Annotated in this window: 20 protein-coding genes and 2 pseudogenes; 12 read left to right on the forward strand and 10 right to left on the reverse strand. The window is 56.5% G+C overall.

Annotation, left to right across the window (positions count from 1 at the left end):
- Positions 1 to 79 precede the first annotated feature (79 nt).
- The gene (locus tag NDO75_RS19255; protein ID WP_310908236.1) at positions 80 to 1,822 is read left to right on the forward strand and encodes a prolyl oligopeptidase family serine peptidase; all 1,743 of its coding nucleotides are present in this window, start codon (positions 80 to 82) and stop codon (positions 1,820 to 1,822) included.
- Between the two features lie 658 nt (positions 1,823 to 2,480).
- Here NDO75_RS19255 and tnpA (NDO75_RS19260) read toward each other — a convergent pair.
- A complete protein-coding gene (tnpA, locus tag NDO75_RS19260; RefSeq protein ID WP_310908237.1) occupies positions 2,481 to 2,879 on the reverse strand; it encodes an IS200/IS605 family transposase in 399 nt (132 codons plus the stop codon).
- 56 nt (positions 2,880 to 2,935) lie between these two features.
- Between tnpA (NDO75_RS19260) and NDO75_RS19265 the strand changes: the two genes are divergently transcribed.
- The 4 genes from NDO75_RS19265 to NDO75_RS19280 all read left to right on the forward strand — a co-directional run bounded on the left by NDO75_RS19265 (position 2,936) and on the right by NDO75_RS19280 (position 7,070).
- Positions 2,936 to 3,073, forward strand: coding sequence for a plasmid partition protein ParG (locus NDO75_RS19265; RefSeq protein WP_310908238.1), 138 nt, complete (start codon positions 2,936 to 2,938; stop codon positions 3,071 to 3,073).
- Entirely contained in the window at positions 3,070 to 4,347 is a 1,278-nt protein-coding gene (locus NDO75_RS19270) for a transposase (RefSeq protein WP_310908239.1), read from the forward strand. Before NDO75_RS19265 ends, NDO75_RS19270 begins: the two co-directional genes overlap by 4 nt.
- A gap of 590 nt (positions 4,348 to 4,937) precedes the next feature.
- Positions 4,938 to 6,224, forward strand: coding sequence for an acyl-CoA dehydrogenase family protein (locus NDO75_RS19275; protein WP_310908240.1), 1,287 nt, complete (start codon positions 4,938 to 4,940; stop codon positions 6,222 to 6,224).
- Between the two features lie 528 nt (positions 6,225 to 6,752).
- A complete protein-coding gene (locus tag NDO75_RS19280; RefSeq protein WP_310908241.1) occupies positions 6,753 to 7,070 on the forward strand; it encodes a hypothetical protein in 318 nt (105 codons plus the stop codon).
- 1 nt (position 7,071) lies between these two features.
- Here the strand turns inward: NDO75_RS19280 and NDO75_RS19285 are convergent, their stop codons facing one another.
- Entirely contained in the window at positions 7,072 to 7,419 is a 348-nt protein-coding gene (locus NDO75_RS19285; RefSeq protein ID WP_310908242.1) for a HalOD1 output domain-containing protein, read from the reverse strand.
- Between the two features lie 588 nt (positions 7,420 to 8,007).
- Positions 8,008 to 8,151, reverse strand: a pseudogene (locus NDO75_RS19290) (RNA-guided endonuclease TnpB family protein); the annotation flags it as partial.
- Between the two features lie 547 nt (positions 8,152 to 8,698).
- Between NDO75_RS19290 and NDO75_RS19295 the strand changes: the two are divergent.
- Positions 8,699 to 8,860, forward strand: coding sequence for a hypothetical protein (locus tag NDO75_RS19295; RefSeq protein ID WP_310908243.1), 162 nt, complete (start codon positions 8,699 to 8,701; stop codon positions 8,858 to 8,860).
- A gap of 403 nt (positions 8,861 to 9,263) precedes the next feature.
- Here NDO75_RS19295 and NDO75_RS19300 read toward each other — a convergent pair whose 3' ends face one another.
- Entirely contained in the window at positions 9,264 to 10,238 is a 975-nt protein-coding gene (locus tag NDO75_RS19300) for a haloalkane dehalogenase (RefSeq protein WP_310908244.1), read from the reverse strand.
- Between the two features lie 125 nt (positions 10,239 to 10,363).
- On the opposite strand from NDO75_RS19300, the gene NDO75_RS19305 reads away from it, so the two are divergent.
- Complete coding sequence (locus tag NDO75_RS19305) at positions 10,364 to 11,641, forward strand: MFS transporter (RefSeq protein WP_310908245.1); 1,278 nt, start codon at positions 10,364 to 10,366, stop codon at positions 11,639 to 11,641.
- 451 nt (positions 11,642 to 12,092) lie between these two features.
- Here NDO75_RS19305 and NDO75_RS19310 read toward each other — a convergent pair whose 3' ends face one another.
- The 4 genes from NDO75_RS19310 to NDO75_RS19325 form a co-directional block, all read right to left on the reverse strand.
- Entirely contained in the window at positions 12,093 to 12,317 is a 225-nt protein-coding gene (locus NDO75_RS19310) for a HalOD1 output domain-containing protein (RefSeq protein ID WP_310908246.1), read from the reverse strand.
- Positions 12,318 to 12,458: 141 nt separating this feature from the next.
- Positions 12,459 to 13,025, reverse strand: coding sequence for a hypothetical protein (locus NDO75_RS19315; protein WP_310908247.1), 567 nt, complete (start codon positions 13,023 to 13,025; stop codon positions 12,459 to 12,461).
- A gap of 486 nt (positions 13,026 to 13,511) precedes the next feature.
- Entirely contained in the window at positions 13,512 to 13,748 is a 237-nt protein-coding gene (locus NDO75_RS19320) for a hypothetical protein (RefSeq protein WP_310908248.1), read from the reverse strand.
- Positions 13,749 to 14,036: 288 nt separating this feature from the next.
- Positions 14,037 to 14,306: a hypothetical protein gene (locus tag NDO75_RS19325; protein WP_310908249.1), complete on the reverse strand. Its 270-nt coding sequence runs from the start codon at positions 14,304 to 14,306 to the stop codon at positions 14,037 to 14,039.
- A gap of 837 nt (positions 14,307 to 15,143) precedes the next feature.
- Here NDO75_RS19325 and NDO75_RS19330 point away from each other — a divergent pair.
- A complete protein-coding gene (locus tag NDO75_RS19330; RefSeq protein WP_310908250.1) occupies positions 15,144 to 16,391 on the forward strand; it encodes an MFS transporter in 1,248 nt (415 codons plus the stop codon).
- Between the two features lie 341 nt (positions 16,392 to 16,732).
- Here NDO75_RS19330 and NDO75_RS19335 read toward each other — a convergent pair whose 3' ends face one another.
- Positions 16,733 to 18,205, reverse strand: a complete 1,473-nt coding sequence (locus NDO75_RS19335; RefSeq protein ID WP_310908251.1) for an ATPase domain-containing protein — start codon at positions 18,203 to 18,205, stop codon at positions 16,733 to 16,735.
- A gap of 161 nt (positions 18,206 to 18,366) precedes the next feature.
- On the opposite strand from NDO75_RS19335, the gene NDO75_RS19340 reads away from it, so the two are divergent.
- Positions 18,367 to 19,782 carry a PAS domain S-box protein gene (locus tag NDO75_RS19340; RefSeq protein WP_310908252.1) on the forward strand — a complete coding sequence of 472 codons (1,416 nt, stop codon included), beginning with the start codon at positions 18,367 to 18,369 and terminating at the stop codon, positions 19,780 to 19,782.
- Positions 19,783 to 20,057: 275 nt separating this feature from the next.
- Here NDO75_RS19340 and NDO75_RS19345 read toward each other — a convergent pair whose 3' ends face one another.
- On the reverse strand, positions 20,058 to 20,939 hold the full coding sequence (locus tag NDO75_RS19345) for a CPBP family intramembrane glutamic endopeptidase (protein ID WP_310908253.1): 882 nt from the start codon (positions 20,937 to 20,939) through the stop codon (positions 20,058 to 20,060).
- Between the two features lie 368 nt (positions 20,940 to 21,307).
- Here NDO75_RS19345 and tnpA (NDO75_RS19350) point away from each other — a divergent pair, with 368 nt between their 5' ends.
- The 3 genes and pseudogenes from tnpA (NDO75_RS19350) to NDO75_RS19360 all read left to right on the forward strand — a co-directional run.
- Positions 21,308 to 21,697 (forward strand): IS200/IS605 family transposase, encoded by a 390-nt coding sequence (gene tnpA / locus NDO75_RS19350; RefSeq protein ID WP_310908254.1) that lies wholly within the window; start codon positions 21,308 to 21,310, stop codon positions 21,695 to 21,697.
- Between the two features lies 1 nt (position 21,698).
- Complete coding sequence (locus NDO75_RS19355; protein ID WP_310908255.1) at positions 21,699 to 22,946, forward strand: transposase; 1,248 nt, start codon at positions 21,699 to 21,701, stop codon at positions 22,944 to 22,946.
- Positions 22,947 to 24,444: 1,498 nt separating this feature from the next.
- Positions 24,445 to 24,707, forward strand: a pseudogene (locus NDO75_RS19360) (hypothetical protein); the annotation flags it as partial.
- Positions 24,708 to 24,718: the final 11 nt, after the last annotated feature.

A 24,718-nucleotide genomic window follows, 5' to 3' on the forward strand; every position in this document is an offset into this window, starting at 1 on the left:
TGGTAATATATCAATAGCTCGATAAATATTATGGGGCGGTAGTACGACCTTCCAGATGTGGAAATTGGTGTTCGAACCGATGACGCAAACCGAAACGACTGATCACGGTCGATTTGACGAACAGTTCGCTGAATACGCGACCCAACTCGCCGACGCTCACGGCGTGTCCGGGTACACGAAGACTCCCGACGGAACGGTCGTCTACGCGGCTTACAGCGACGGCGAGTACGATCTGCACACGCCCGACGGCCAGCTTACTCAGTCGGACGGTGACATCACGTCTCCGAAGTGGCTTCAGGGCCGCGAATCGCTACTCGCCTACCGTGACGAAAACGGTGCCGAACAGTTCGACCTTCTGGAGGTCAATCCGGAGACCGGTACCACCACGCCGATTCTCGACGACCAGTTCCTCAATTTCAAAGCCCGACAGCATCCAAGGGATCCGGATCGGATCGCGTTCGTTTCGAACCGAGACCGATCGTTAGATCTGTACACTCTCCACCTCGACGAGGGAGAGATCACCAAGCAGTCCGAGGTTCCGGAACCGGTCATGGGCTACGCCTGGTCGCCGGACGGTCAGCGGCTCGTCTACCAGGCCGGTACCTTCGAAGATTCCGCACTCCGTCTCGTCGATCTTCCCCTCGATAGAGATGACGTGTTCATCGACGAACCCGACTCCGAGCAGTCGTTCGCTTTTACCGACGACGGATACGGTGCCTGGTCGGAGGAAGGAATCGTCTTTACGACTAACCACGAGACGGGCTATCGAGAACTCGCCGTCGCGGACGGGGATGGAGACTACGAACTCCGCTACGTGAACCACTGCGACAAGTACGACCCGCAATGGACGGGTGACGGCGACATCGTGTTCCTCGAAGTCCGAGGCGGTGACCGTCATCTACGCGTCCTCAGCGACGGCGAGGTCACGACCATCGAGAACACCGGCATGAACATGGACGTGAAAGCCATCGACGGTGACGTCTTCTACAAACACTGGAGTCCGGCCACCGCCGGGGACCTGCGTCAGAACGGAACCACAATCGTCGATGAAGGGTGGGTCGAGGCACAGACGGTGGCACCCGAAGAGGTCACATACAAATCCTTCGATGGCCAAGAGATCGCAGCACGGCTCTACAGGCCGGAAGGAGAGCCACTCGGCGGCATTATCAAGGCGCACGGGGGCCCAGAGGCACAGCACTACAACCGCCTCGACATTGTCACGCAGACGCTCGTCCACGCCGGGTTCGAAGTCCTGGCACCGGACTTCCGTGGGAGTCTCGGCTACGGTCGAGAGTTCCGGAAGGCGAGCGATGGTGATCTCGGTGGCGACGACCTCACAGACGTGGTCGCAGGCGCTGAGTATCTCCGTGATCGCGGACGCACGCACGTCGGAATCCTGGGCGGATCCTACGGCGGATACATGGCACTGATGGGCGTGGGCGCGACCGACGCCTTCGACATGGGCGCGAGCGTCTGTGGCGTCGTCAACTGGGAGACGACCGTCGAAGACGCCCGGCAGTATCTCGGTGACGTGTTGATGCGGAAACTCAACGGAACGCCCGAGGACAAGCCCGACCTTTACGAAGAACGATCTCCGATAACCTACACCGACGATATCGACGTTCCCCTGCTCATCGTTCAGGGAGCGAACGATCCTCGGGTACCCCAAAGTGAGGCCGAGCAACTCGTGTCCTCGCTCACCGAACGGGGCATCGATCACGAGTACATCCTGTTCGAGGACGAAGGGCACGGCGTGGAGCGAACGGAGAACCGCATCGAGTACATCACCCGAACTGTCGAGTTTTTCAGTTCACACGTCTGACAATCAACCAATACGGCAGAAATGTATCATGAATTAGATTGAGCCGCGCTCCCGAAGAAAGTGGTCGCTCAGGGAACGAAAGCCCACGCGAGCGATTTCCGCCAGTCCGTCGACGGCGGACTCAGAGCGATCGTCACTGCGTGTCGCGCTGCTATCCCGATGGCCGCCGACCAGGGGGGCTCGGAACCGAGATTCGGATCGCCTCAGTCAGCGAGGCCTGACCAGCCGGTTTCCGCGAGTCGACCGTGACCCGCGTCCGTCGAGCAGACGCGAGTCGCCCGAAAGCCGTCGACGGAGACGATGAGGTGCTTTCGGTGTCCCGTCTCTTCGCAGGGTAATCCTTTCAGCGATGGTCCTCTATCGATGTGTTCCGTAGGAGGCCGGGCGTTTCAGAAACTCGTATCGGCGAGTAAGTCGGTGACCGCCGGAATGCGTAGGAACGAGACTCAGTTCATCGGTACTGACAGCAATTAACCTTTCTCGAGATACCGAACATTCTTGGAATGCTCCCAGTGCCAGCGCCCGCTCGTGGAGTAGGGCAGAGTCGACACCCACCTGCCGTGTGAGGTGCAGGGTGTTCTGCCCGACGTCCATTCTACAGGCGGAACAGGCCGAGTGCCTCGGGGCTTGACCCCGAGGGTGAAGGCCGTAAGCTCGGCTAAACGTGTTCTGTTCGCTCGATATACTGTTCAATCGTATCGGTCGAAACGTCACCAACCGTCCCGACGTAGTACGATTCTTCCCAGAACCCACCACCCCACAGGTATTCTTGTAACAGGGGTTCGTGCTGCTGCCACATCTCTCGTGCTGTAATGCTCTTGACTGTCCGTACAATCTCGCTCGGGGCGTGTTTGGGATGTACCGAGAGAAATAGGTGTACATGGTCGGGTGAGATGTGCAACGACAGTATCTCGTAGTTGTACTCGTTGCACACCTCTCGAAAACTCGATGCCAGTGAATCTTCTATCACACCCAGTATCGGGTGTCGATACTTTGGACACCACACGAAGTGGTAGTTAACGTTGTATACCGTGTTATTTGACCGTTTCTCGCCCATAATTATCTTCCGGGGACAAAAATTAAGCATTTCAGTGAATAAGCAATACGTGAATGATGACCAAACGCCTCACCGGTGACTTCGAGGACGAGCTATACAAGAAGTTCTCGAAGCAATGCATCGACGCTGAGAAAACAAAGTCCGAAGTCGTGCGTGGACTCGTCAAAGACTGGCTCAACGAAGCCGAAGAATGACCGACGTACAGACTCTCGTGAAGACGCTGGATTTCCAACTCAACATCCAGAGTGACAACGAGAGTCTGCTAGAAGACGCCACGCTCGAATCTCGGTGGGTGTACAACGAAACCATCCGTCTCGCCAACCAGGGCGTGGACTGGGATGAAATCCCTGACCGCGTGACCGACGACGCCAACCTCGTGAAAAATACGACACAACGTGTCGTCGCCAAGGCACTCGGCGCGATGGAAAATTACCACGAGTACGACGACTTCGGCCTCCCGAGCCACACCAAGAACGGCGCGTATCCACTCCGAGCCAACTACGAGGAAGGGTACAACCTCACACTCCGTGACGACGGTACGATTGGATTCCGTATCAGTGCCAAACCATACAAGCACGTCAATGGCGTGCTGGAAGGCGACGACGCTCATCTCGACGTTCTGCGGGCAGCACTCACTAGTGAGGAGTGGACTATCGGGACGGCGGAAGCACTGACTCACGATGGGACGCCCGAGTTGCACGTCAACGTCACGAATACCGAACGTACCGTCCGTGACAAACACGAGTCTCGGACAGTCATTGGCGTGGATGTGAACGAGGACAACGTGGCACTGTCGGCACTGTCAGCAGATGGAGTTGAGGATACGTTGGTTATCGACTTCCCCGAAATTAAGTTCGAGCGTCACCGCTACTTCACGATGCGAAAGCGGGTGCAGAACGCCGAGAAACCGAGTATGCACGATACACTCGAAGGGCGGGAAGAACGGTTCGTCCGTGACAGACTCCACAAGGTGTCTCGGCACATCGTGGAGTGGAGCCAACAGTTCGAGAGACCGTGCATCGTCTTTGAAGACCTCAAAGAGATGCGCGACAGTATCGACTACGGTACCCGGATGAACCGACGCTTGCACCACCTCCCGTTCCGTGCGCTCCAATACTACACGTCGTACAAGGCCGCCTTCGAGAGCATTCCAACAGCGTGGATTGACCCTGAATACACGAGTCAGCAGTGTCCGATGTGTGGACACACGGAACGGTCGAACCGCAACAGAAAGCGGTTCAAGTGCTGTTTGTGCCAGCATCAAGACCACGCCGACCGAAGTGCGAGCGTCAACGTCGGCGTGAAAGGTATCGAGAATCATCAAGACTGGAATGTGCCTGCTCTCAACAGCCTTCCCCAAGTACGGAAGGTGCGACGGCAGGCATCGGGGGCCGTGGACGCCCCGACCGTGACCTCGGATACCGCGAGAGGGCATCATCCCGATGGTATCCGAGGCGTGTCCGACTAATCCACGGGAAGCCTCGGGGCTTGACCCCGAGGCGGTTCACTTCTCTTCTTTCCTCATCCTCACTCAGATGCTAAGCCACGAAACGATAGTATCTCGCTTCAGGAACTGGGATCTACGTCTCCCAATTTTCTTTGGGAGAATCGTAACATCGGTCCACGCTCTAGATGAGGGTGCGGCAGGTCATCCACTGGATTGTTCCGTTACACGCTCCCCCTGCGTGTTGCCCACCACCTGCCGCTATCCCCCTCTCCCTTTGGCGCGGTATTACTCCAACGCCGGTTCCACGAGCGGCGAGCAGTCAGTTTAAGTCAGCTTCAGATCAGATCTAATACGGCTGCGAAGCAGGCCGGTTGCTAACGACTCACTCCACGCTTCTCAGTCGCCGCCGGTCTCGCGAAGATCGCTAACGGGGACATCGAACTGGTCGGCGATCTCGAGTAACCGGTCCTGTCAGGATTGGCGACCGAGCGGATAGGTGTGTCTAGAGTGTTCGACCGCGAAGATGCTTCGTGTAGGTCGAGTCAGTTCCAGATCACCCAAATATTTTATGTTATCTTTATAACTATAGCTGTTGTGGGCCTCCCTGACCGATGATCGGGAAAGATACCAGTTTGACCGAGCGCGAACGGGCGTACCTCGCCGACACCATTGAGACGCTGGAGACTGAGGTATTCGTCGACGGCCTCGGGCCGGATCATTTCGATGCGCTGGACGACAACGAGGAGACTCAGGCCGACTGGGAGACGTACGTCCGGCGGATGGGCGAGGCAGACCTGACCGCCATTGCGGTGCCCGAGTCTCACGGCGGCCCGGGCGGGTCGTTCGTGGACACCGTCCTCGCGGAGCAGGCCATCGGCTATGTTGGCACCATCGTCCACGCGTGTCAGACCTCGCTGAGCCAGCACATCGGGCAGACGATGTATCACCACGGGGATGACTACATCCACGACGCCTACCTGCAGCCGATTCTCGACGGCGAGGTGGTCGTCTCGCAGGCCTACACCGAACCCTCGAGCGGTACGGACCTCCCGAGCATCGACACGACGGCCGAACGGGCGGGCGACGAGTGGATTCTGAACGGTGAGAAACGCTTCATCGACTTCGCCCAGTATGGCGACTTCTATTTCCTGCCTGCCCGCACTAGCGGCGCGGACGGCGATCGAGAGGGAATCTCGCTGTTCGTCGTCGATGCCGACACCGACGGCATCGAGATCCGAGACGATATGTCCGACTGGCACGGCTTCCGCGGGACCGGCGCGGCGTGGATGGCCTTCGACAACGTCCACGTGCCCGACGCGAACCTCGTCGGTGAGGAAGGCGGCGCGTGGCCGTACATGACCGAGGAGCTCAACCTCGAGCACCTCACCGTCGCCCGCTACTGTCTCGGCGCGAGTCAACACGCCCTCGAAGTCGCGGCGAACTACACCGATCACCGCGAGGTGAACGACCGGCCGGTTTCGGACTACCAAGCCGTCAACCACGAAGTCGCGGAGATGGCGACCAAACTCGACGCCGCGTATATGCTCAACACGCGGGCCGCACGTGTTTTGGACGAGGACGGCCTCGCCGCCGGGCGCATGGAGAGTGCGATGGCAAAATGGTACGGTACCGACCTCGCCCACGAGATGGCCGACGATTGCATTCAGATCATGGGCGGCATCGCCACGACGGATAACTACCCCGTCGAGCGGATCCAGCGCGATGTGCGCGCCGGACGCTTCCTCGGCGGCGCCAGCGAGGTGATGAAGAGTATCACCCAGCACTACGCCTACAAGACGCTGACCAGCGACGAGTTCAACCCCGCCTACGTGGGCAACGAACTCGACGAGATGCCATGGCGAGACCCGACGGCCACACCACCGGCGGACGGCGAATAGAAGACGTTCCGAGCCAACTCGGTCAGATCGGTGTCACTGTCAGGGCCCTCGCTGGTTCCCGTGGCGGTCGTCTGTCCCGGCCACTCGGCAGAGAAGGTAAACAGCGACGAGGTCGGCACCTCGACCCGCGATGCGTGGTTCTCGAGATCGCTGCACGTGTCGAGAGTAGTATCCGACCGAACTCAGAAGCAATGTGTTTCGCCCCAGCAAACGAACCCTATCCCGACGACGCTGACGACGACCGCGACCAGCGTCGTGCCATTGCCGGTGAAGTACCCAGCCGTCGCTAATCCGGCCATCAGTAAACACAGGCCGACCACAGTCTTACCACCGTCAGCCATTCCTCGCTTCGATACATTTCACTGTGTCATTATAATATTATGTGACAGTTGCTCGAGTGCCTTGAGCCCTATCGAGAGACGATTTCTAGGACTCACTAGCGGTTTAGGGTTACAGGACCCTGGTGAAATCCTATTACCTCGATACTTTTCTACTGAAACAGCCACTGGGTAGATATGCATATCCATCGTGATTTTCGGCACCGATCTGCGAGTTGACACTTACTGGCGATACGCGCTCTATCATCTGCGTGACGTCGAACAGGCCTCGGTCACAGACACTGCCAAGCAGGTTATAGTGTGGAAAGAGGAGAACCCACCATCTACTGTCACGGATGACGCAGTTGAGAGGCGGGAGCTGCGATTATCCCATAACCATCTCCCGGCCTTGGAGGAGATATCTCTCATCGAATACGGTGATCGATCCGAGCAACTAGTCTATAGCAATCCGCCGGAACTTGTCGACCTCTTTCTTGAGCACTGTACAGACCGAGACCTCCTCGGTTGAGCTACGCCGGCTCTTGAATGACGATCTCTCCATCGCCGTGGACGGTAGTCTGTGTCCCCTCATAGGTAAACGTCACCGTGACCTTATCCCCAGTATTGACGAGCGCATTAAGTGCGTTACATGGAATCGCGTCAGCTAATGGAGAGAGATCTATCGGTCGCTTGTCTCGAAGAGACGCGTGGCCGCGGATCACCGCCTCTGTCGGTGTCTCGTCCGCTGCGGAGTCAAATCGGTGAATTCTCTCATTTCCGTTCGTAGTCATAGTCTCCTCTGAGTATTGATCCGCTTGGTGAATCTCTGATCCTACCCTTCGAAGGGAGACGATGAGGAATAACTGTTCAGCCACCATTGGTGGGCTCTTTATTTTTCCACTGATGATGAAGAACTCGAACGATGCCCCGACAAGGCGTCGCCGTCCTAACTTACTACCGTCGACGATTTGCCCCGAGGCACTCGGCCTGTTCCGCCTGTAGAACTGAACGTCCGGCAGAGACGACGGCCTCTGCGGATAGTCTCCGCCCCACACAACCGGCCGCCGTATCGGTCTCTATGTGAGGAAGACTAGTCGCCGAGACACGCAGACACGACGGTCACGCTCGGCGTTCGGGCGGTCGTGTAACGCCGTTCTGGTGACCGGCCACGAAGTTGATAGGGCTTGCCACGGTACTCATGATTGTCGCGTGCGCCACTGCGCGACAGTCTGTTCAACCATCGGCGTCCGGCGTCGGTCGTTGCCCCTGATCAGCCGGACGCTGGGGGGTTTCAGAATCGGCGGGACGGGTGGAGGGCGACTGTCGCCGTCCCAACTGCTGAAGCAGAGTGTCTTGTCGCCGGGTCTGCGGGAACCATGTTCATAGTTCACACACTCTCGTTTGAATGTAGCGACGGCTCGCAAGTCGTGAATGGATATACATCCCATGTAGTGAACTACCCCTGCCTACTCAGCCGCTGACGCGGCTTCCTTAAGGCAGGGGCTTCCCGCTTCAACGACGCCACTTGCAGACACCGAAGTGGTGTCCACAGCGGTCGCAGTCTCCACGGGCGCTTCTTCGGAGTGAACCACTCCTAGGCCCTCTAGACCGCTAAGTGTGGGAAATCCACGCCGGTCACCGGGCGTAGATTGGTTCCCTGCTGTCGGCTCCATCCCACGGCTAAAGCCGTGGGCTTTCGCCTCGCTACGCTGTAACTGTCTGATGGATGGTTGATGTCTCGAGAAACGCCGGCCGGAAGCCAGCGTCTGAGCCCCCATTCCTCGAGTGGTGTGTCAATCGAGGTGGGCCCGAGATCGGCTGATAATATGGCTATTGACTTTCCAGTAGGCCGATCTCGGTCACAGCGAGAGAGCCGACTGTCTCGGGTCGGTTGGGATTGGTGAGCACGACAGTTCCCCTTCCCTCGCTATCTGCCGTTTGGAATTCCCCCGTCTTCAGTCTATTGGCCAGTTGGTACTATTGGAAAGAGATGATCCGAATAGGGCATGAATAAGTACGGCGGATGACAGAGCTACAGAGTCCGTGAGAGGTAACCGCTATTTTTGGTGGCAGCCAGTAGCTATGTCGGATAAGAATGGCCAAACAAGTCATAGAACGGCCAGTACGACTATATACGTTGTCCCAAATGGACTTTTTATGACTCAAGGCTCACTCCGGGAGCCAGAGCCGGAGACAGGCGTAACGCAGATCGAAATCGCCCAGCATTTAGAGGCAGCCCTAGTCGCAGTGGACGAGAGCGAGAAGGACTACCATATTCGGGAAGCGCTCCAGTTGTTCGCCGCTATGGAGCACTCCTGAACAGTGCGTGCGACTCCGTGCCATCGCATCGGTAAGCCGTTCGGCATGGAAGCAGTTCCGGTCACGGGGTCGTGCTGGAGTGGGGAGTCGTTCTCCCCTGTTCCGCAAAGCCCAATCGAAGCCCGGTTAATTGGATCTCGAGTCCCCCTATGGGAGGCCTGTTGGGGCTGCTACCCCATATCAAGCGATACCGCTTGTTTCTCAACGGGAAATGCGGACTCCTCGACAATTGATCAGCGACTCAAATGCCAATGGATACGCTGTTCGAGCAGTCCAGTGGAGCATGCTGTCAGGTTCAACACAGCGGAGAAGGGCTTGTCGTCTCCGACGGAACTAGCCGATTGCCTGGATCCAGTCGGTGTATACCGTCTCCATCGCCGATGCCACGTAGTCCCGAGACCCGTTACGGCTTGGTCCGGCCGACGAAGTCGACGATCCATTCGGCGACGTCCTCGCCGGCCTCCTCCTGGAGGAAGTGGCCTGCCCCCTCGATCCACACGTCGGGCTGGTCCTCGGCGCTAGGGATAAGACTTCGATAGACGTCCCGGGTCGCGTGGGTGATTGGGTCCTCGTCAGAGAACAACACGAACGCTGGTTTCTCCCACTCCTGAAGCGCGGCGACGGCCCGCTGGCCGGTCTCCGCGCCCGCCATGTCCGGATCCGTCGGGACCAGCGAGGGCCATCGGCGAGCCCCTGCCTTCGATTCGGGCGAGTGGAACGGCGCGTCGTACGCTGCTTGTACGTCTTCGGGGAGGTCGAGACCGACCTCGCCGTTCTCGACAGGGGCAGTCCACGGCTCGGGTTGCTCCTCGCACTCGTGATACCACTCGAAGTCACCCACCGCCTCGATAACACTCGAGATATCCGGGTCCTCAGTGTGAAGCATATAATCGCGGAAGCCCCACCAGGCGTCGATCATGCCGCGTTTTCCGGTCGGCGTACCGGTGTTCATCGGGACCAGGCGCGCAAACCGCTCGGGGTGTTCGAGCAGCGCGACGGGGAGTCCGATAACGCCGCCCCAATCTTGGCAGACCAGCGTGACGTTCGTCAGATCCAGGCGCTCAATGAACGCGGTCAGTGTCTCGTAGAACAGGTCGAAGGAGTACTCCTCGAGGGTGGTATACTTGTCCGACCGTCCGAAGCCGACGAAGTCGGGGACGACGACCCGGCCTACTTCGCTGAGGGCGGGAATCATCTTCCGGTAGAGGAACCCCCAGGTCGGCTCGCCGTGGAGACAGAGGAACGTCTCGTCGCTGCTGTCCTCGTTTGCCACGTCCACGTATGCCATCTCGGGGCCGCCCACGTCGACATACGTCGGAGCGTAGGGGTAGTCGGGAAGATCGGCGAATCGGGATTCAGGTGTGCTAGTTAGGGCCACGACCAGGAGGTCGGCCTAGAGGCCCTAATACATTCGCCGGCTCACACTGGTAGTTGGGAGTTCGTGAAGGTGTTTTTATAGGTATAGTGAGCAGCGTTTAAGCCGTTCGTCCGAAGATACCCGATATGCGGATCTCCCGGGTGCGTGACGCAATCGCGTCCGTCTCGCCACAGACGGCGCTGGTCGTCGGGCTGATCAGCGGCTCGCAGTTCGCAAACCACGCGTTCCTCGTCCTCCTGCCTCCCATTCTCCCGCTCCTCTCGTCGGACCTCGGCGTCTCAATCGCGATGTTGGGAGTAGCGCTCGGCGTACAGGCGCTGGTCAACACTGCTTTCCAACTACCGTTCGGGTATCTGGGAGACCACTACGATCGGACGATCGCGCTCGGGCTCTCGTCGGTGCTGGGCGCGGCCGGTGCCATCGTCACGGCGCTCGCCGCGAGTTTCCCCGAACTCCTCCTCGGGCAGATCGTCCTCGGTATCGGCATCGCCGGTCATCATCCCGCCCATTATCCCCTGTTGTCCGACGCGACAACGGAGGACATACGCGGCCGCGCGTTCGCCGTGTACAACTTCGGCGGCAGCCTCGGGTTTGCGACACCGCCGGTCTTCATCACGGCAGTCATCGCAATTCCGGGCTTGACGTGGCGTCACGCCATCGGCATCCTGGGCCTCGTCGGACTCGCGTACGCAGTGGTCATCACGGCAGTCTTCGCCTGGCGTGTCGACAGCGATATCACTGCCCCGAACGTCGACCCATCGGCGACTGAGGACCCGCTGCTCGACCGCATCCGTTCGGAACTCCGCACGCTCATCGCCGAACCGGGGATCCTTGCGCTGGCAGTCCTCGCACTGTTCGCGTCGACTGCTAACTGGGGGATTACTTCCTACGCCGTCGTGTTCCTAACAGATGTCTACGGCCTCTCGCTGGGGCTCGCGAACCTCACACTGACAGGACTGTTCGTCGTAGGAGCGGGCGCCATCCTCATCGGCGGATACCTCACCGACCGGTTCGGCGGCGGCCGCGTCCTCGTCGCTAGCTTCCTCGGCTTCACGGTGCTGGTCAGCCTCATTGCAACACGCCTCGTCCCCGCGACGGTCGCCGTCGGGTTGTTCCTCGTGTTAGGGGCCGTCAGGAGCATGGCTGGCCCTGCTCGAGACGAACTGACCGAACGACTCGCCGACCAAGGGACCGTCGCGAAGAGCTTCGCCATCGTTACCATCGGGATTATGCTGGGAAGCACGATTGCGCCACCAGCCTTCGGTTACATCATCCAGTGGACCGGCGTCAAGGCAGCGTTCTTCGCCGTCGCCGGTGTCGGCCTCGCGTCAACCGTCGTCACGCTGGTCGTCGTCGCCGAGTTCGCCGACGCCCCACGGGGAACGTCGGCTGCTGGGGACTGAGTCGGACAATCAGGACAACAGTGCCTGCCTACGCGTCTCGGATTGAATCGCTAGCAGAGCCTGCTGCTCAGGTGTCGGGGGTCGCTGAATACCGTGGGTTACTCGGCGTGAGTACACCGACTGACTGCGTCTGCTCACGATCGTCGACCGAGATACTGTGACAGTCACGCCAACGCCGGCGCTAACTACACACCTGGCCAGGTGACCCGAACCAGGGCCTTCTCGAGGCGTTGAGTGACATCCCGTTGAGTGACATCCTCCTCGTCGTAACCGACGAGGCTTCCCACGCATGGGGAATACCAGTCAGTCGTCGCTGGTAGAGGGTGCCGACTCTTGAAACGCCGTGAGCGTCATCTGCGCTGGTACGCTCTTCTCACGGTGAGTCGTGGCGGTGTCACAACCGCACTCATTTGCTGCGAGGCCGACCGGCGTTGTCAAGCGACCCAGCCCCTCACGAACGGATATATACGTCGCCGGCCCCAGAGACGGTCACCGTCCGGCCCTTCACGTGGAACGTGATCTCGTCGGTGACGTCGCCGGCGGTCACGAGTTGGACGAGGGCGTCGAGATCGACCACAGCCGACAGCTGGTAGCGGTCCCGGTCGAGGCCGTCTGCCTCGAGGCGCTCAACTATACGCGTTACCACCGTATGGGAGGCGTAGGCGGTGGCGTACATAGGTGGTCTTTCACGAGCGATACGGATGTAGATTCGCGCTGCGTATGGCAGGTGACGACCGGCGAGGTAGTGACAGACACGGTCGACCCATCATAGCACGTTCACGAAGCTATGTCCCTTCACCGGCCCACGCAGACATCGTCAAGAACGGTCCAGTTCGATTACGTCGTCGAATAGATAGCGGAGGCTATTGATTGTCTGGGGATCGTGAGCAGCAGGATCAGCATGGTAGAAGGCGGTGGCGCCCGCATTTTCGACGCGAGCGGTTACTACATGGAGAAACCGGAAAGCGGTCTCGAGATCAACGACATCCAATAGTGACGTGATCGAGTCAAACCAAAGTTGCATCGGCACGGAATCGGTATACTGCGAGAAAGCTTCGCTCACTGCGGTTCCAAGTCCCGTCAAATCGCTGTTTCCGATGGATGTAATAGTTACAGAGGGTACACCGAAGTCCTCGAGACGGGCCGGCGGTGCGTAAGCGACGTCCTCTGTGTAAATAACGTCCGTAATCGGGTTGGTCTCACCGATGTGCGTCCTGCAGAAGTCGACGATCTCCGTCGGTGCACAGCGAAGCGAAACGAGTATCACTGGAGATGTCTGACCGGCCGAGTTTAACTGTCTCAGAAAGGAACCAGTGGTATCGCCATACGGTAGAGGGGTCAGTAGTAGCTTGTTAGAACCTGACTCTAGTTCCACTGTTCCCATGAAGTATCTATGATGAGGGAAAGAAGACTAATAAATAGTCGGAAGCGCAACCAAATACGACATATGGTCAATCATCTCTGCCTTTATTTTCAGTTCATGAAGATCAGGTGAAGATTTCTCTGTTGATCCCTTTGGACTAGTCCCCTATATGTTCTGATCAGTAATCGAAGTAACACATGCAAGGGATTTCAAATAACATTGCAGCTCTAGGAGTTGAATCGCAGAGAATGAGTCAAAAAGAGGCGATTCATTTGAAGGCGGGCGACTGACACGGTACTAGCGGAAGCCCACCCCTTCAGGGGTGGGAGGAAGTCAATCAGGCGAGTGGTCGGTGATCGAGGCGAGCAGCCCGGCGCAGCTGCCGACCGACGGGCTGATTTATGTCCGCGAGATCGGAGCAATCCCAGCAGACGACGCTCCGATTGGCCTGGAGGCAGTCAGTTGGCGAGGTCGTCCAGGATATCCGTGAGCGTACCCAGGGGAACACTAACGGTCTACGTTTTCGATAGAGATTGCATCAATAACATCCTGACTGCTTAGATCGTCCAGAGCCCTGAGCGCATCGATGCTCTCGGATGGATCGATGTCGTATTTATCGAGGCGGTTGACTGCGAGTTGCCAACTCCATTTGGCCAGTTGCGGGTCCATTATCTCATGGCGATACGAAAATTCAGCTAACGCGACGGCAATCAGAAGATCATCGCGAAGCCGGTCATTGGTCATACTGAACGCCAATATTTATGACCATATAAATCTCAGCCACAGAGAAACGCCGACAGGGGTGTCGACGTCAATCACCCATCCCTCAAGTGGTGTGTCAATCGGGTGGGGACCGAGATCCAGTGTGACAATATGGCTATTGACTACACGGTAGGCGATCTCGGAAACGGCGAGGTCTGTCTCGAAGCGGGTCAGTAGGTAGTGGGTCTACGACCGGATTCTTTCCTCGCCAGATAGTCGTTTGTCGGGACAGGCATAAGCCTATTGAATGACTGAAACTATTAAAAAAGATTAATACAAATTATCGACAATAACCATTCGCTTCTGCTCACACCCAGAAGCACCACCGCCCACTCCTTTCCTGAGTGGTTCCCAAGAGTTCAGTCTGATCTCGAGCGCGTCGACGGCGTCGTATGGGTCGGCGTCATGCTCGACGAGCCGATCGGCAGCTAACTGCCACGCCCATTCGGCGAGTTCGGGATTGGCTTTTTTGAAGGTGACGCTCAGTTCGGTGAGTGCGACGGCGATGATGAAATCCTCCTGCCGGTCGGTGAGTTGCATCGCCAGCGTTGGCCGCGGCTTCGTGTTTAAACCTCAGTCTGAGAAACGCCGGGCGTTGTCAGCGTCAACCTCCTCTTCCACCGGTAGTGTATCAAGTGGGGTGGAGTCCGAGACCGAGTGTGACAATATGGCTATTGACGGTGATACGATCTCGGAAACGGCGAGGCATGTCACAGGGTGGCTCGCAGGGTGCAGCTACGACCAGTTCCTTTCCCCTCGCCAATCAATTGAGGACAGCCTGGTAGAATAACACTGCTGGCTAACAATATAGGTCCTCAATGAATTGATCGACGACTAGCTGCTATGCCTACTCTACATACGATTTGAGTGATCGTTCTGTCACCAATCTCTGCCCAAGATAATTATTGGACCTCACACATTTTTTAGTGAATTGTACTGCCTTCCCCGCGATAAGATAACCAAGTTAAACGACGACTCCAAGGTTCATCTTCAACAAGCATTACAGAACGATGACCCGTCTGAGAAGGATTTCCACATTCGGCAAGTTCTGTAAGCCAATGGCGTCGACCACCTTCCAGACGAGGTCGAAGCAGAAGAACTGAGTCAGTAGCGTTGATTCGTTGGTACTCTGTACTCACTACAGAGTGGCAACACTGGTCAAAATATACGGTCTTGTTGAAATCATCATTCTGTGATGGGTTTCAGCGGTCGTGCTGAATACAGAGCGCGTATCGGTCACTCAATAATCGTCTTCTAGCTGCATCTCGGAGCGATAGATCGAGCAAGTGTACGACCCTGATCATCCGAGATATGCGCCCAGTGGGGCATCCGTAGTAACAGAATATATTTGTCGGCCCTCCGTTCGCCAGCACATGTATGGCAGGAGGGTCAGGTGATGGTGTCCGGTGGGCGATCTCCGGAAACATCCTCAAATACTATTTATATAAGTCGACGAAAGCGGTCGAGTTCTATCGACCTATCATGTACCTCTTCTTTCTGGCCCAAGGGCTTTCTTTCACACAGATTGCGATTTTGGAGGCGCTCTACAACCTGACGACGCTGTTCGGAGAGATACCGACTGGCTACGTCGGCGACCGCGTTGGACGACGTAATAGTCTCCTCATCGGAACGTCACTCATATCTTTGACACTCCTCGGTATCGGCTTGTCGAACTCGTTTCTTCCGCTGGCAGGCCTCTACGTCTGCTGGTCACTGGGCTATAACTTCCGCTCCGGGAGCGAAGACGCGTGGCTCTATGACACTCTTACCGACGACCTTTCGGAAGATGAATTCGCTCGCGTTCGGGGACACGGAGAGTCAGCGGCGTTGGCCGTTGGAGCCGTTGCAGCGATTCTCGGTGGGTATCTCGGAAGCATCGACCTCTCGTATCCGTGGTTCGTCGCAGCGAGCGTGACGAGTCTCGGGGTCGTGATACTGCTCACGCTTGACGAACCAGAGACGTACAAGGAAGCCGCTACCGAGGAGTTGAGTCTCCGCCGGACAGTTCGCATCGTGAGGGAGGTTCTCGCTCGCCGCCGTCTGCGGGCGTTCTTGCTCTACTACTATGTTCTGTACGCCGCGGTCACGTACCTCGTGTTCGTCTTCCTCCAGCCGATTTTCGAGACAGTGGCTCTCGACCTCGGCATCGCGCAATCGCAGGTCGAAGCCCTCCTTGGATGGTTCTATGCAGCGTATAGTCTCGTCGGCGCAGTACTCAACTACTATACGGGGACGATTAGGGAAACAATCGGACTGCGAACGTGGTTTCGCGTCCTCCCATTCGCCGTCGGTGGCGCGTTGATCGGGATGTATTTCCTGCCGCTGCTAGCGCTTCCGACGTTCCTCCTGATTCGAGGGGTCTCGGATGTCACACGCTCGTTCGCCGGACAGTACATCAACGATCATGCGGAGACGCTTGGTCGTGCCACCGTTCTGAGCGCGATGGCGATGGTCAGCGGCCTTGCCGTCGTCCCGTTCCAACTCGGGAGTGGCATCATATCCGATGTCGTCTCTCCTCTGTTCGCACTGGGTGTCGGTGGCGTTGTTCTCATCGTCGGGGCAGCGATCATCCTCCTGTGGGAGGCCCCTATCAGCGAAGAATCAGTTCGACACGAAGACTCGTGATGATTGATCCACATTTATAAATTCCTAATATATCTCAATTAGGACGCTATGGATAGAAGGCGATTCCAGTGCTGAATCCACTCTCTATTCAGCAGATCGTTTGTGACAGGTGTCTGGTGATTGCGCCAGCCACTGCTCAATACAAGGCACGAATGTGGCACAGACCGAGGAGCGATCAACGCGGAAGGTCGAACGCTCAAGACAGAGCGCGTCGTGGAAGCAGGAAGCCCTACCCTTAAGGATCGAACGGCGTCAGCCGTGAGCGAGTAGGGTAGGGTAGTTATGACGATATCCTATCTCAGTTGACTAAACCTAGATACACCGCCAAACCTGTCCAGATGTTAGGAATCTGATGTTGGTGACGTCTCTTGAACAATTTCTGGCGTACCACTAAGAACACCGCGAAGCTGTCTCAATGGCTCACCTACTTTGATGCCATGTTCCGTGATTTCGAACTGTCGGAGCGTTCGCTCGTAATCGCTTGTCCGTTTTTTCAATACACCGATCGCTTTCTGGAGTTCACCCTGTAATTCGAGATGCCGGAGGAACACGATATTGTCTGCCAGATAGCTGATATTCTCTTGGGTTGCATGAAATGATCCCGTCACGTCTGAGGTTTCGTCCACAAAGACGGTCGTCACCCCATTCGATTTGAGGTAACGACCCAGCGAGTGGAGGCGTTCCACGGTTCGCCGCTCATCGCCACGAAGCGATAATCGGTAACCAGCAATACCGTCAATCATGATAATGCTCGTGTTTTCCTCCTCCACTTGGTGTGTGACATTTGCCGCGAACTCCTGCGGAGAGAGTTCCAATGCCTCCACCTCTTCGACGTGCAACGTTCCACGGTCGATCATTCGCTTGACCGGCAAGTTCACCGCTTCTGACCGAGTTAAGAACGTTTGCTTGTTCTCCTCAAAGAGATAGATAACCGACCGTTCTCCCCGTCCTGCTGCTTCCTTCATGAACTGGGTTCCGAGTGTCGTCTTGCCGACGCCGGTTGGGCCACTGATCACGCTCACCGTCCCACCTTCTAGACCTCCGTTCAGCAGTTCGTCAATCTCAGGAACGCCCGAAGAGAGTGTCTCAAATGTGGATGTCTGACTGTCTCCGCTGATGGCGAGTTCCGGATAGACACTTATTCCCTTATCTGTAATGCGGTAAGCATGATTGCCGCTAGCAGTTGCCGACCCACGGAACTTCGGGACGGTAACTCGTCGTCCCTCTTGTGTCACCGCCAATTCGATTGTCCCGTCACTTATGTATTGGAGATCTTCAGTGGGTAGACGTCCAGTCTCCTGGACGGTGAATACGACTGTTGCACCGTGTTCTTTCAAAAACCGCATGAAGCCAATGGCCTGCTTGCGGAACTGGTACTCGCCGCTCGTGAGATAATGCAGTTGAGTCAGTGGATCAATAACCACTCGGTCGGGTTCAACGGCATTGACACGTTCGACGATGGTCTCCGTGAGCGGTTCCTGCTCTACGTCGGCAGCATCGAATACATCGTACGATTGATCACTCGTGAAGACATCGGCACTCGGGCTGAGATCAAGGAACTCGATGGCCTCAATGTCAAATCCGAGCGTGTCTGCGTTTGTACGAAGGTCATCCAAATCTTCTTCGAGGTTGATGAACAGGGTTGTTTCGTCGGTATCGAGACCTGCTTCCAGAAAATGAAAGCCGAGAATCGTTTTACCAGCGCCGGCTGGCCCGTGTAGCATGTAACTTCGGCCCTGAATTAGCCCGTCATGAAGGACGGTATCTAGACCAGCGATTCCAGTCGAGAGTCGGTTCGGCTTAGTAGATGACATAGGAGAAAGAGACAGTGGTACACCTCAAAACTTTCCATTGAGTCATCTTTACTCGCTCACCATTTCTTGATTCGCAGAAATATTGTTATACCATATAGTTATGAAATTTGTTGCCATAACTGGTTTAAAGGCCCCAGTTTAGGAATAGGTAGGTGAATTTGATGACATCTGATATGGTGCGTGGTCTCACTATCCTTCTCACTATCAGTGATAACGGGAACCGCGAACAATTAATTTCTCACCTCGATCGATTGAGTGGGTATAATTTCGTCACTGGTGAAAACCCGTCGAAGAGCGACCAAGAGATCGACTTGTGGATTCTCGATGGAACCGCTCTCGAACGAGATGTTGCTGCTGTTCGGTCAATCAAAGAAGCCAACAAACCACAGTATTTCCCCGTACTGTTGCTTTGTCCGGAAGCGCGGGCGTCATCACTGGAATCATCTATCTGGAACTATGTCGATGACGTAATTTCCGTTCCTGTTACGCCGACGATTCTCAATGCCCGCATTAAAAATCTCCTGCGAACACGTGCAATCTCGATACAATCCGCTTCTTCTCGGCAACGGTTCGACTCGCTTGTCCGTACAACCTCCAGCGCGATTCTCTTCCTTGCGATGGATGGGACAATCGAGTTTGCGAATAGCGCTACCGAGACTCTATTCGGGTACGAGAACGATGAACTGATCGGTAGTCCAATCACCCAATTAATTCCAGACAGGCTACAAGCAGCGGCGGAAGAGGGCATTCAGAACTACGAGAACAAAATTTCACAGGGGGTGACCGGAGCGACTCTAGAGTCAATTGGTCAACACAAGAACGGACATGAAATTCCGATCCGGCTTTCATATGGGTGGTTCGAACTTGACGAGGAGACCTACCTCACCGGGATCGTTCACGAAATTTCGGATATCAAGAAGCGCGAAACTCGACTGCAAGTCCTGAATCGGGTACTGCGTCATGACATCCGGAACGACATGAACCTCATCCTGGGACATGCGCAATTGCTGAAGGATGGAGCAGCAAAACCGGATTCTCATATCGACACTATTCTCTCAGTCGTTGACGATGTAATCAAACTCAGTGAACAGGCCCGAGAGCTAGACCAATTATTCGAATCTGAACAAAATGCAAGGAAGTCGGTCGATATTTGTTCTCTAATAGAGGCCAAATCAGTAGAGTTTCGGGAAGCCTATCCAGGCACGACTATCGACACTGCCTTTCCGGATGGGAAGGAACTCTACGCCGAGGCAATTAACCTGATTGAGTCGGTGATTGACAATCTAATCGAGAATGCTATTGAGCACAATGATACAGACACACCTGAGCTGACGATTACTCTGAGTCAGGTAATGGAGGATGAAATGGTATCGATCAAAATCGTTGATAACGGACCAGGGTTATCGCAAGCCGACATCGACGTTATTGAAACAGGTACGGAAACAGCACTGGAACATGCAAGCGGTCTTGGGTTATGGTTAGTGAATTGGATCGTCACGGAATCAGGCGGTTACGTTCACTTTTCTGAAAATGATCCACGTGGAAGTTGTATCCAAATCCTCCTCCATGCTGCCTGATCTTACTCTATCTTGACGCAGTGAATGTATTGTAGTGATCGGATTGTTCACCGGTTTCGGCGTGAATCAAACAGATCCATCGTGCTGAACCTATCCTCTATATTCAGCAGGCTGCTTCTGGCGGAGATTTGGTAATTCAGTCACCCACTATTGAATACACAGTGCATATCGGTCACGGACGTTCCCCCGAACACCCTCGATCGAATCATTTGAGACGAGACTAGGTGACTGGTTCTGCGTCGGGATCACCACTCAATCCGGGTATCAGAGACACGCTATGTCATTGAACCCTCGGTGGTTCGGACCAACCATACCGGCATCCACTCAGCGCCAAATGCCCAGCGACGGTACGCGAGGACCATCCCGGCTGTGAAACCGAGATAAGCGATTTGATAGCCAGCAGTTGCCCAGGCTGGCCAGCCAGCGGTCGTGAAAAAGAGAACACCAGCTGTTCCGGGCATATTGCCGGCCGCATGAACGAGAATAGACACCCAAAGGTTGTGCGTCCACTCGTAGAGGACGCCGAAGACAATACCATTGATCGCCAGAAGCCCCAGGTACGTGACGGGCCCCAGCCCGCTGGGGGCCCCAGCAACCACCACCCGCGGAATGTGGGAAACGGAGAACAACAGGCCCGCGATAACGACGCCAACGCCAATCCGGAGTCGCGTGCCTCCCCCCAGCAACGCGACACACTTCGTCTGGATATAGCCCCGGAAGATGACCTCCTCGACCAGCCCCGCGATGAGGAGCATCCAAAAGAAGAAGACAATAGCTACCGCCGGCGGGACCGTCCACTGATAACCGATCGTTTCTGCGTGTCCGGACGCAATGGCAAGTCCGACTCCGACGAGATTGAGCACGAGAAAGTACCCTGCCACCGCCGCCGTCGCGGGGGCGATAAACTCGCGGGAGAGTCCGATGTCAGCGGACGTGACCCCCTCACGGGTGAGCACCATCCACACCGCCCCGAGAACGAAAAGCGACACAGCTGCGGTAACTACATTGGTTTCGACGAGTGGCAGTGTTGGCCCCACGAGCCATGTGTATTCGAATACTCGACTCCCAATCGCTTCCAGACTGGCAAGCCCGAGTACAAGAAGCAAATACGGAACCCCCTTGCTGAACGCGAGCTTTCGATAAGTCAGAGTGCTCATATCCGGTTGCTCCTGTCATGGCCTGTTCAGAAGCTGTTAGAAAACAATTACTGTTTTAATACGTATGAGACACGTCACGGAATGCGAGTCAACTTTGCCGGTTAATCACTGAAACCAACTGCTGAATCCACCCTCTCTATTCAGCGCAGTGTTTGTATCAGTTGCTGAGGTGCTCAACAGACCCAAATATACTGTATTAGCTGAATTGAGGCGCTAAGCCCCCTTCCTCAGCGAACGGCGAACGAATGGGAGGCGCGAGCAGGGAGGGGATACAGCGCCGCCCAGTTTCCATACACAATTCGGTGGCAGGCTCACAGGCCCACGCAGTGGTTTTTTCCAGTAAGATAGTATAGTATTGATCGAACCCAATGGAGTACGACCTCGACTCGGGAGCGCACTCGACGTTTTCCCTACACTACCTCCTGATACTCACCACAACGTATCGGCGTGGAGTGCTAACCGAGGAGCGAACCCAATTCATTCACGAGGTTATCAGCGGGTTCACTGACAACTATGGTGTCGAACTGACAAACCTCAACGACGAGGACGACCACGTGCACATCCTGTTCCGAGCGAAACCGACCACAGACCTCGTGAAGTTCATCAACACGGTCAAGGGCGCGACTGCCCGCCGTATCCGCAACGAGTACGCAGACGAACTGAAGACCGACCTGTGGGGCGACTCGTACTGTCTCATCTCGACGGGGCAGGTGTCACTGGATGTGCTGAAACAGTACATCGAGAACCAACGCGAATAGAATGTACTACGCCTACAAATACCGTCTCAAGCCGTCCGACGCCCACCGTGAGGAGTTGGACCGTCACCGCGACATTTGTAGGCAACTGTACAACCACACACTCTACCGACTCAACGAATACCAAGACGAATACGGAGAACTGCCGTCCATGACCACCCTGCGGTCGGAGCTACCCGACCTCAAGAAATGGTGGGACGGCCTCTCGGACGTGCACTCGAAGGTTCTCCAAACCGTCGTAGAACGCCTGTTCGACAACCTCAAAGGACTCTCAGCACTCAAGAAGAACGGCTACGGCGTCGGTCAACTCACGTGGAAACCGCCACGGGAGTTCCGCAGTTTCACGTACAGCCAGTCTGGCTTCAAGCTCGACAAGAAGGGCGGTCAGACTGTCCTGTCACTCTCGAAACTCGCGGATATACCGATACGGCTCCACCGGGCCATCCCCGAAGATGCGAAGCTCAAGCAGGTCACAGTCAAGAAGGAACCGACGGGGGAGTGGTTCGCCACCTTCGGCGTTGAAATGGACCGCGAACCTCCTGAGCCACCTGAGAATCCCGAGAAGTGCGTCGGTATTGACGTGGGGATTCTCACGTACGCCCACGACACCGACGGCACGGCAGTCGGGTCGCTCGACCTTTCCGACGAGCGCGAACGCTTGGAACGTGAACAGCGGACGCTCTCGCGGAAGCAACACGGGTCGAACAACTACGAGAAGCAACGGTGCCGGGTTGCGGAGTGTCACGCCGACCTCCGACGGAAGCGCCGCGACTTCCTGCACAAGCTCTCTGCTTACTATGCTCGTGAGTACGACCTCGTGGCGATCGAAGATCTGAACGTGAAAGGGATGCTCGAATCGCCGTCGAACAGCCGAAACACGGCATCTGCCGCGTGGCGAACGTTCCTCTCGCTACTTGAGTACAAGTGCGAACGCGAGGGGGCGCACTTCGTGGCGGTCAACCCGAGAGGGACGACCAAGGAATGCGCGTCGTGTGGTGTCTCGACAGAAAAACCGTTGTGGGTCCGTGAACACTCCTGTCCTGCTTGCGGGTTTGAGGCGGACAGGGACGCGAACGCGGCGTGGAACATCCTTTCTCGCGGTCTCGAAGATATAGGAGTGGGACACTCCGAATCAATGCCTGTGGAGACTGCGCTCCCTACGGACACCGTTGTGTCTGCAAAGCGCGTCGTGAAAGCAGGAAGCCCCACCCTCAAGCACGAGGGCGTCAGCCCGAACGGTAGGGTGGGGTAGTTCACAAAACGCCGACAGGTGAATCGGCGTTTCAGCCCCCTTCCAGATACGTCAATGGAAGGCCCGAGATCGAGTGTGACAATATGACAATTGGCCTCACGTTGGAACGATCCCGGAAGCGGCGAGGTGCGTCTCGGAGCGGATCAAGGCTGGGTCGCCGAACAGATCCTTTCCCCTCGCCAGAGGGACATTGACATTATGAGGTGATAATTCTGTTGGCCAATTGAAACTAGTGCCAACTGTTAATAGCTATTGCCAAAACAACGGGCCGCCTCTGCCGCACCTGTCCAGAGGCGCAGTCCTTCTCCCATATCCCCCTTCCATTGTTCCAAAATCCGACCACAGAGCGGCGCAACGCGAACGGGTGTAATCTCAAAAGGCTAGTAGTACGATTCCAAGCGACTCGGAATCGGACAGAGATTGATATGCGATTGGCCGAACATCTTCACTGTCGCGTTTGCCCACGCGACACGATCCAATCAGAACCCCACCTACCGCGATCTTGTCAACCCCGTCCCGGCCGGCGGCCATCCCCCTGCGCCTATCCGGGCGGGTTTGAGGTATTCTCGAGGACCGTACGTCGTGAGCGTCCACTCTCGAGCGCCTCGTCGGCATCGTACGGGTCAGCGTCGTGCTCAACGAGTCGATCGGCGGCCAACTGCCACGCCCACTCGGCGAACTCGGGATCGGCTTCGCGGAAGCCAACACTGAGTTCGGTGAGCGCGACGGCGATGATGAGATCCCCCTGTCGATCAGTGAGTTACATCGCCAGCGTTGGCCGCGGCTTAGTATACAAGCCTCAGTCTCGAGAAAACGCCGACAGAGGTCGGCGTCAACTCCCCATCCCTCAAGTGGTGTGTCAATCGGGTGGGGTCCGAAATCGAGAGTGTGACAATATGGCGGTTGGCTACACGTTGGAACGATCTCGGAAGCGGCGAGGTCTGTCTTGGAGCGGATCGATAGGTGGTGGGGTCTTCGACCAGATCCTTCCCCTCGCCATCTGGATGTTCGAGTGAACTGAAATAAGGTTGTTGGCTGTTTGTAACTAACGGCAAGCGTTAATAGTAACGCCAGTGAACACATAGACGCCTTCTGCTCACATTAGAAGCGCACTCCTTCCCCCACTCCATTCATCATTTTGATGCTACTGATCCTCTAGCATTGCGTCTTTCGCCTTCTGAATTCGCTTGTACGCCTGGACGTCGGGATCGTCGCAATCCGAATGGGCGTTCGCCGACTACTGCCTGACGGCCGCAGTGGAATAACGAGTGGTCTAATCAACCGGCGTACTGAACGGACAGCTGTCGCAGGTGTGATCTGTGCGGCCGTTCCGAGTCCGCTTCTGGAGTGTTTTGCTGTGATAGGCCAGGCAGACCTCGAGTCGGTATAGGCCGAGTATATCGGGGAGACAAAGCCTCGAGGCGAGACGAAAGCGGGAACGCCGCCGACTTCGATGGGCGACTCTGGCGGCGAACAGACGAGCAGCCACGGAGTAGCGCTCGAGGACGAGGAACTGCTCGAGCGAGCGCGGAACGCGACGAACGGCAGAAGTCCGAGCGATTGTGGCGTGGCTCGACTGCCGGGTACGAGAGTCAGTTAGAGGTGGATATGGCGCTGTGTTGTTTGCTGGCGTTCTGGACCGGCAGTGACAGCGGCCGAGTCGGTCGACTCTGTCGTCAGACGGGATTGCTCCGAGACAAGTGGGACGAAGTACACTACGCGGATGGGGCGACGTACGGGGAGAAGACGGTCGATCGTGCCACTGAGTACAG

The organism is Natrinema sp. 1APR25-10V2 (assembly GCF_031626495.1).
GTDB lineage: Archaea > Halobacteriota > Halobacteria > Halobacteriales > Natrialbaceae > Natrinema.

What these genes read in the sequence shown, in the direction of transcription:
- NDO75_RS19255 (WP_310908236.1), top strand. Translation starts at nt 80, where the DNA reads ATGACGCAAACCGAAACGACTGATCACGGTCGATTTGACGAACAGTTC.
- tnpA (WP_310908237.1), bottom strand. Translation starts at nt 2,879, where the DNA reads ATGGGCGAGAAACGGTCAAATAACACGGTATACAACGTTAACTACCAC.
- NDO75_RS19265 (WP_310908238.1), top strand. Translation starts at nt 2,936, where the DNA reads ATGACCAAACGCCTCACCGGTGACTTCGAGGACGAGCTATACAAGAAG.
- NDO75_RS19270 (WP_310908239.1), top strand. Translation starts at nt 3,070, where the DNA reads ATGACCGACGTACAGACTCTCGTGAAGACGCTGGATTTCCAACTCAAC.
- NDO75_RS19275 (WP_310908240.1), top strand. Translation starts at nt 4,938, where the DNA reads ATGATCGGGAAAGATACCAGTTTGACCGAGCGCGAACGGGCGTACCTC.
- NDO75_RS19285 (WP_310908242.1), bottom strand. Translation starts at nt 7,419, where the DNA reads ATGGTGGCTGAACAGTTATTCCTCATCGTCTCCCTTCGAAGGGTAGGA.
- NDO75_RS19295 (WP_310908243.1), top strand. Translation starts at nt 8,699, where the DNA reads ATGACTCAAGGCTCACTCCGGGAGCCAGAGCCGGAGACAGGCGTAACG.
- NDO75_RS19305 (WP_310908245.1), top strand. Translation starts at nt 10,364, where the DNA reads ATGCGGATCTCCCGGGTGCGTGACGCAATCGCGTCCGTCTCGCCACAG.
- NDO75_RS19310 (WP_310908246.1), bottom strand. Translation starts at nt 12,317, where the DNA reads ATGTACGCCACCGCCTACGCCTCCCATACGGTGGTAACGCGTATAGTT.
- NDO75_RS19315 (WP_310908247.1), bottom strand. Translation starts at nt 13,025, where the DNA reads ATGGGAACAGTGGAACTAGAGTCAGGTTCTAACAAGCTACTACTGACC.
- NDO75_RS19320 (WP_310908248.1), bottom strand. Translation starts at nt 13,748, where the DNA reads ATGACCAATGACCGGCTTCGCGATGATCTTCTGATTGCCGTCGCGTTA.
- NDO75_RS19325 (WP_310908249.1), bottom strand. Translation starts at nt 14,306, where the DNA reads ATGCAACTCACCGACCGGCAGGAGGATTTCATCATCGCCGTCGCACTC.
- NDO75_RS19330 (WP_310908250.1), top strand. Translation starts at nt 15,144, where the DNA reads ATGGCAGGAGGGTCAGGTGATGGTGTCCGGTGGGCGATCTCCGGAAAC.
- NDO75_RS19335 (WP_310908251.1), bottom strand. Translation starts at nt 18,205, where the DNA reads ATGTCATCTACTAAGCCGAACCGACTCTCGACTGGAATCGCTGGTCTA.
- NDO75_RS19340 (WP_310908252.1), top strand. Translation starts at nt 18,367, where the DNA reads ATGACATCTGATATGGTGCGTGGTCTCACTATCCTTCTCACTATCAGT.
- NDO75_RS19345 (WP_310908253.1), bottom strand. Translation starts at nt 20,939, where the DNA reads ATGAGCACTCTGACTTATCGAAAGCTCGCGTTCAGCAAGGGGGTTCCG.
- tnpA (WP_310908254.1), top strand. Translation starts at nt 21,308, where the DNA reads ATGGAGTACGACCTCGACTCGGGAGCGCACTCGACGTTTTCCCTACAC.
- NDO75_RS19355 (WP_310908255.1), top strand. Translation starts at nt 21,699, where the DNA reads ATGTACTACGCCTACAAATACCGTCTCAAGCCGTCCGACGCCCACCGT.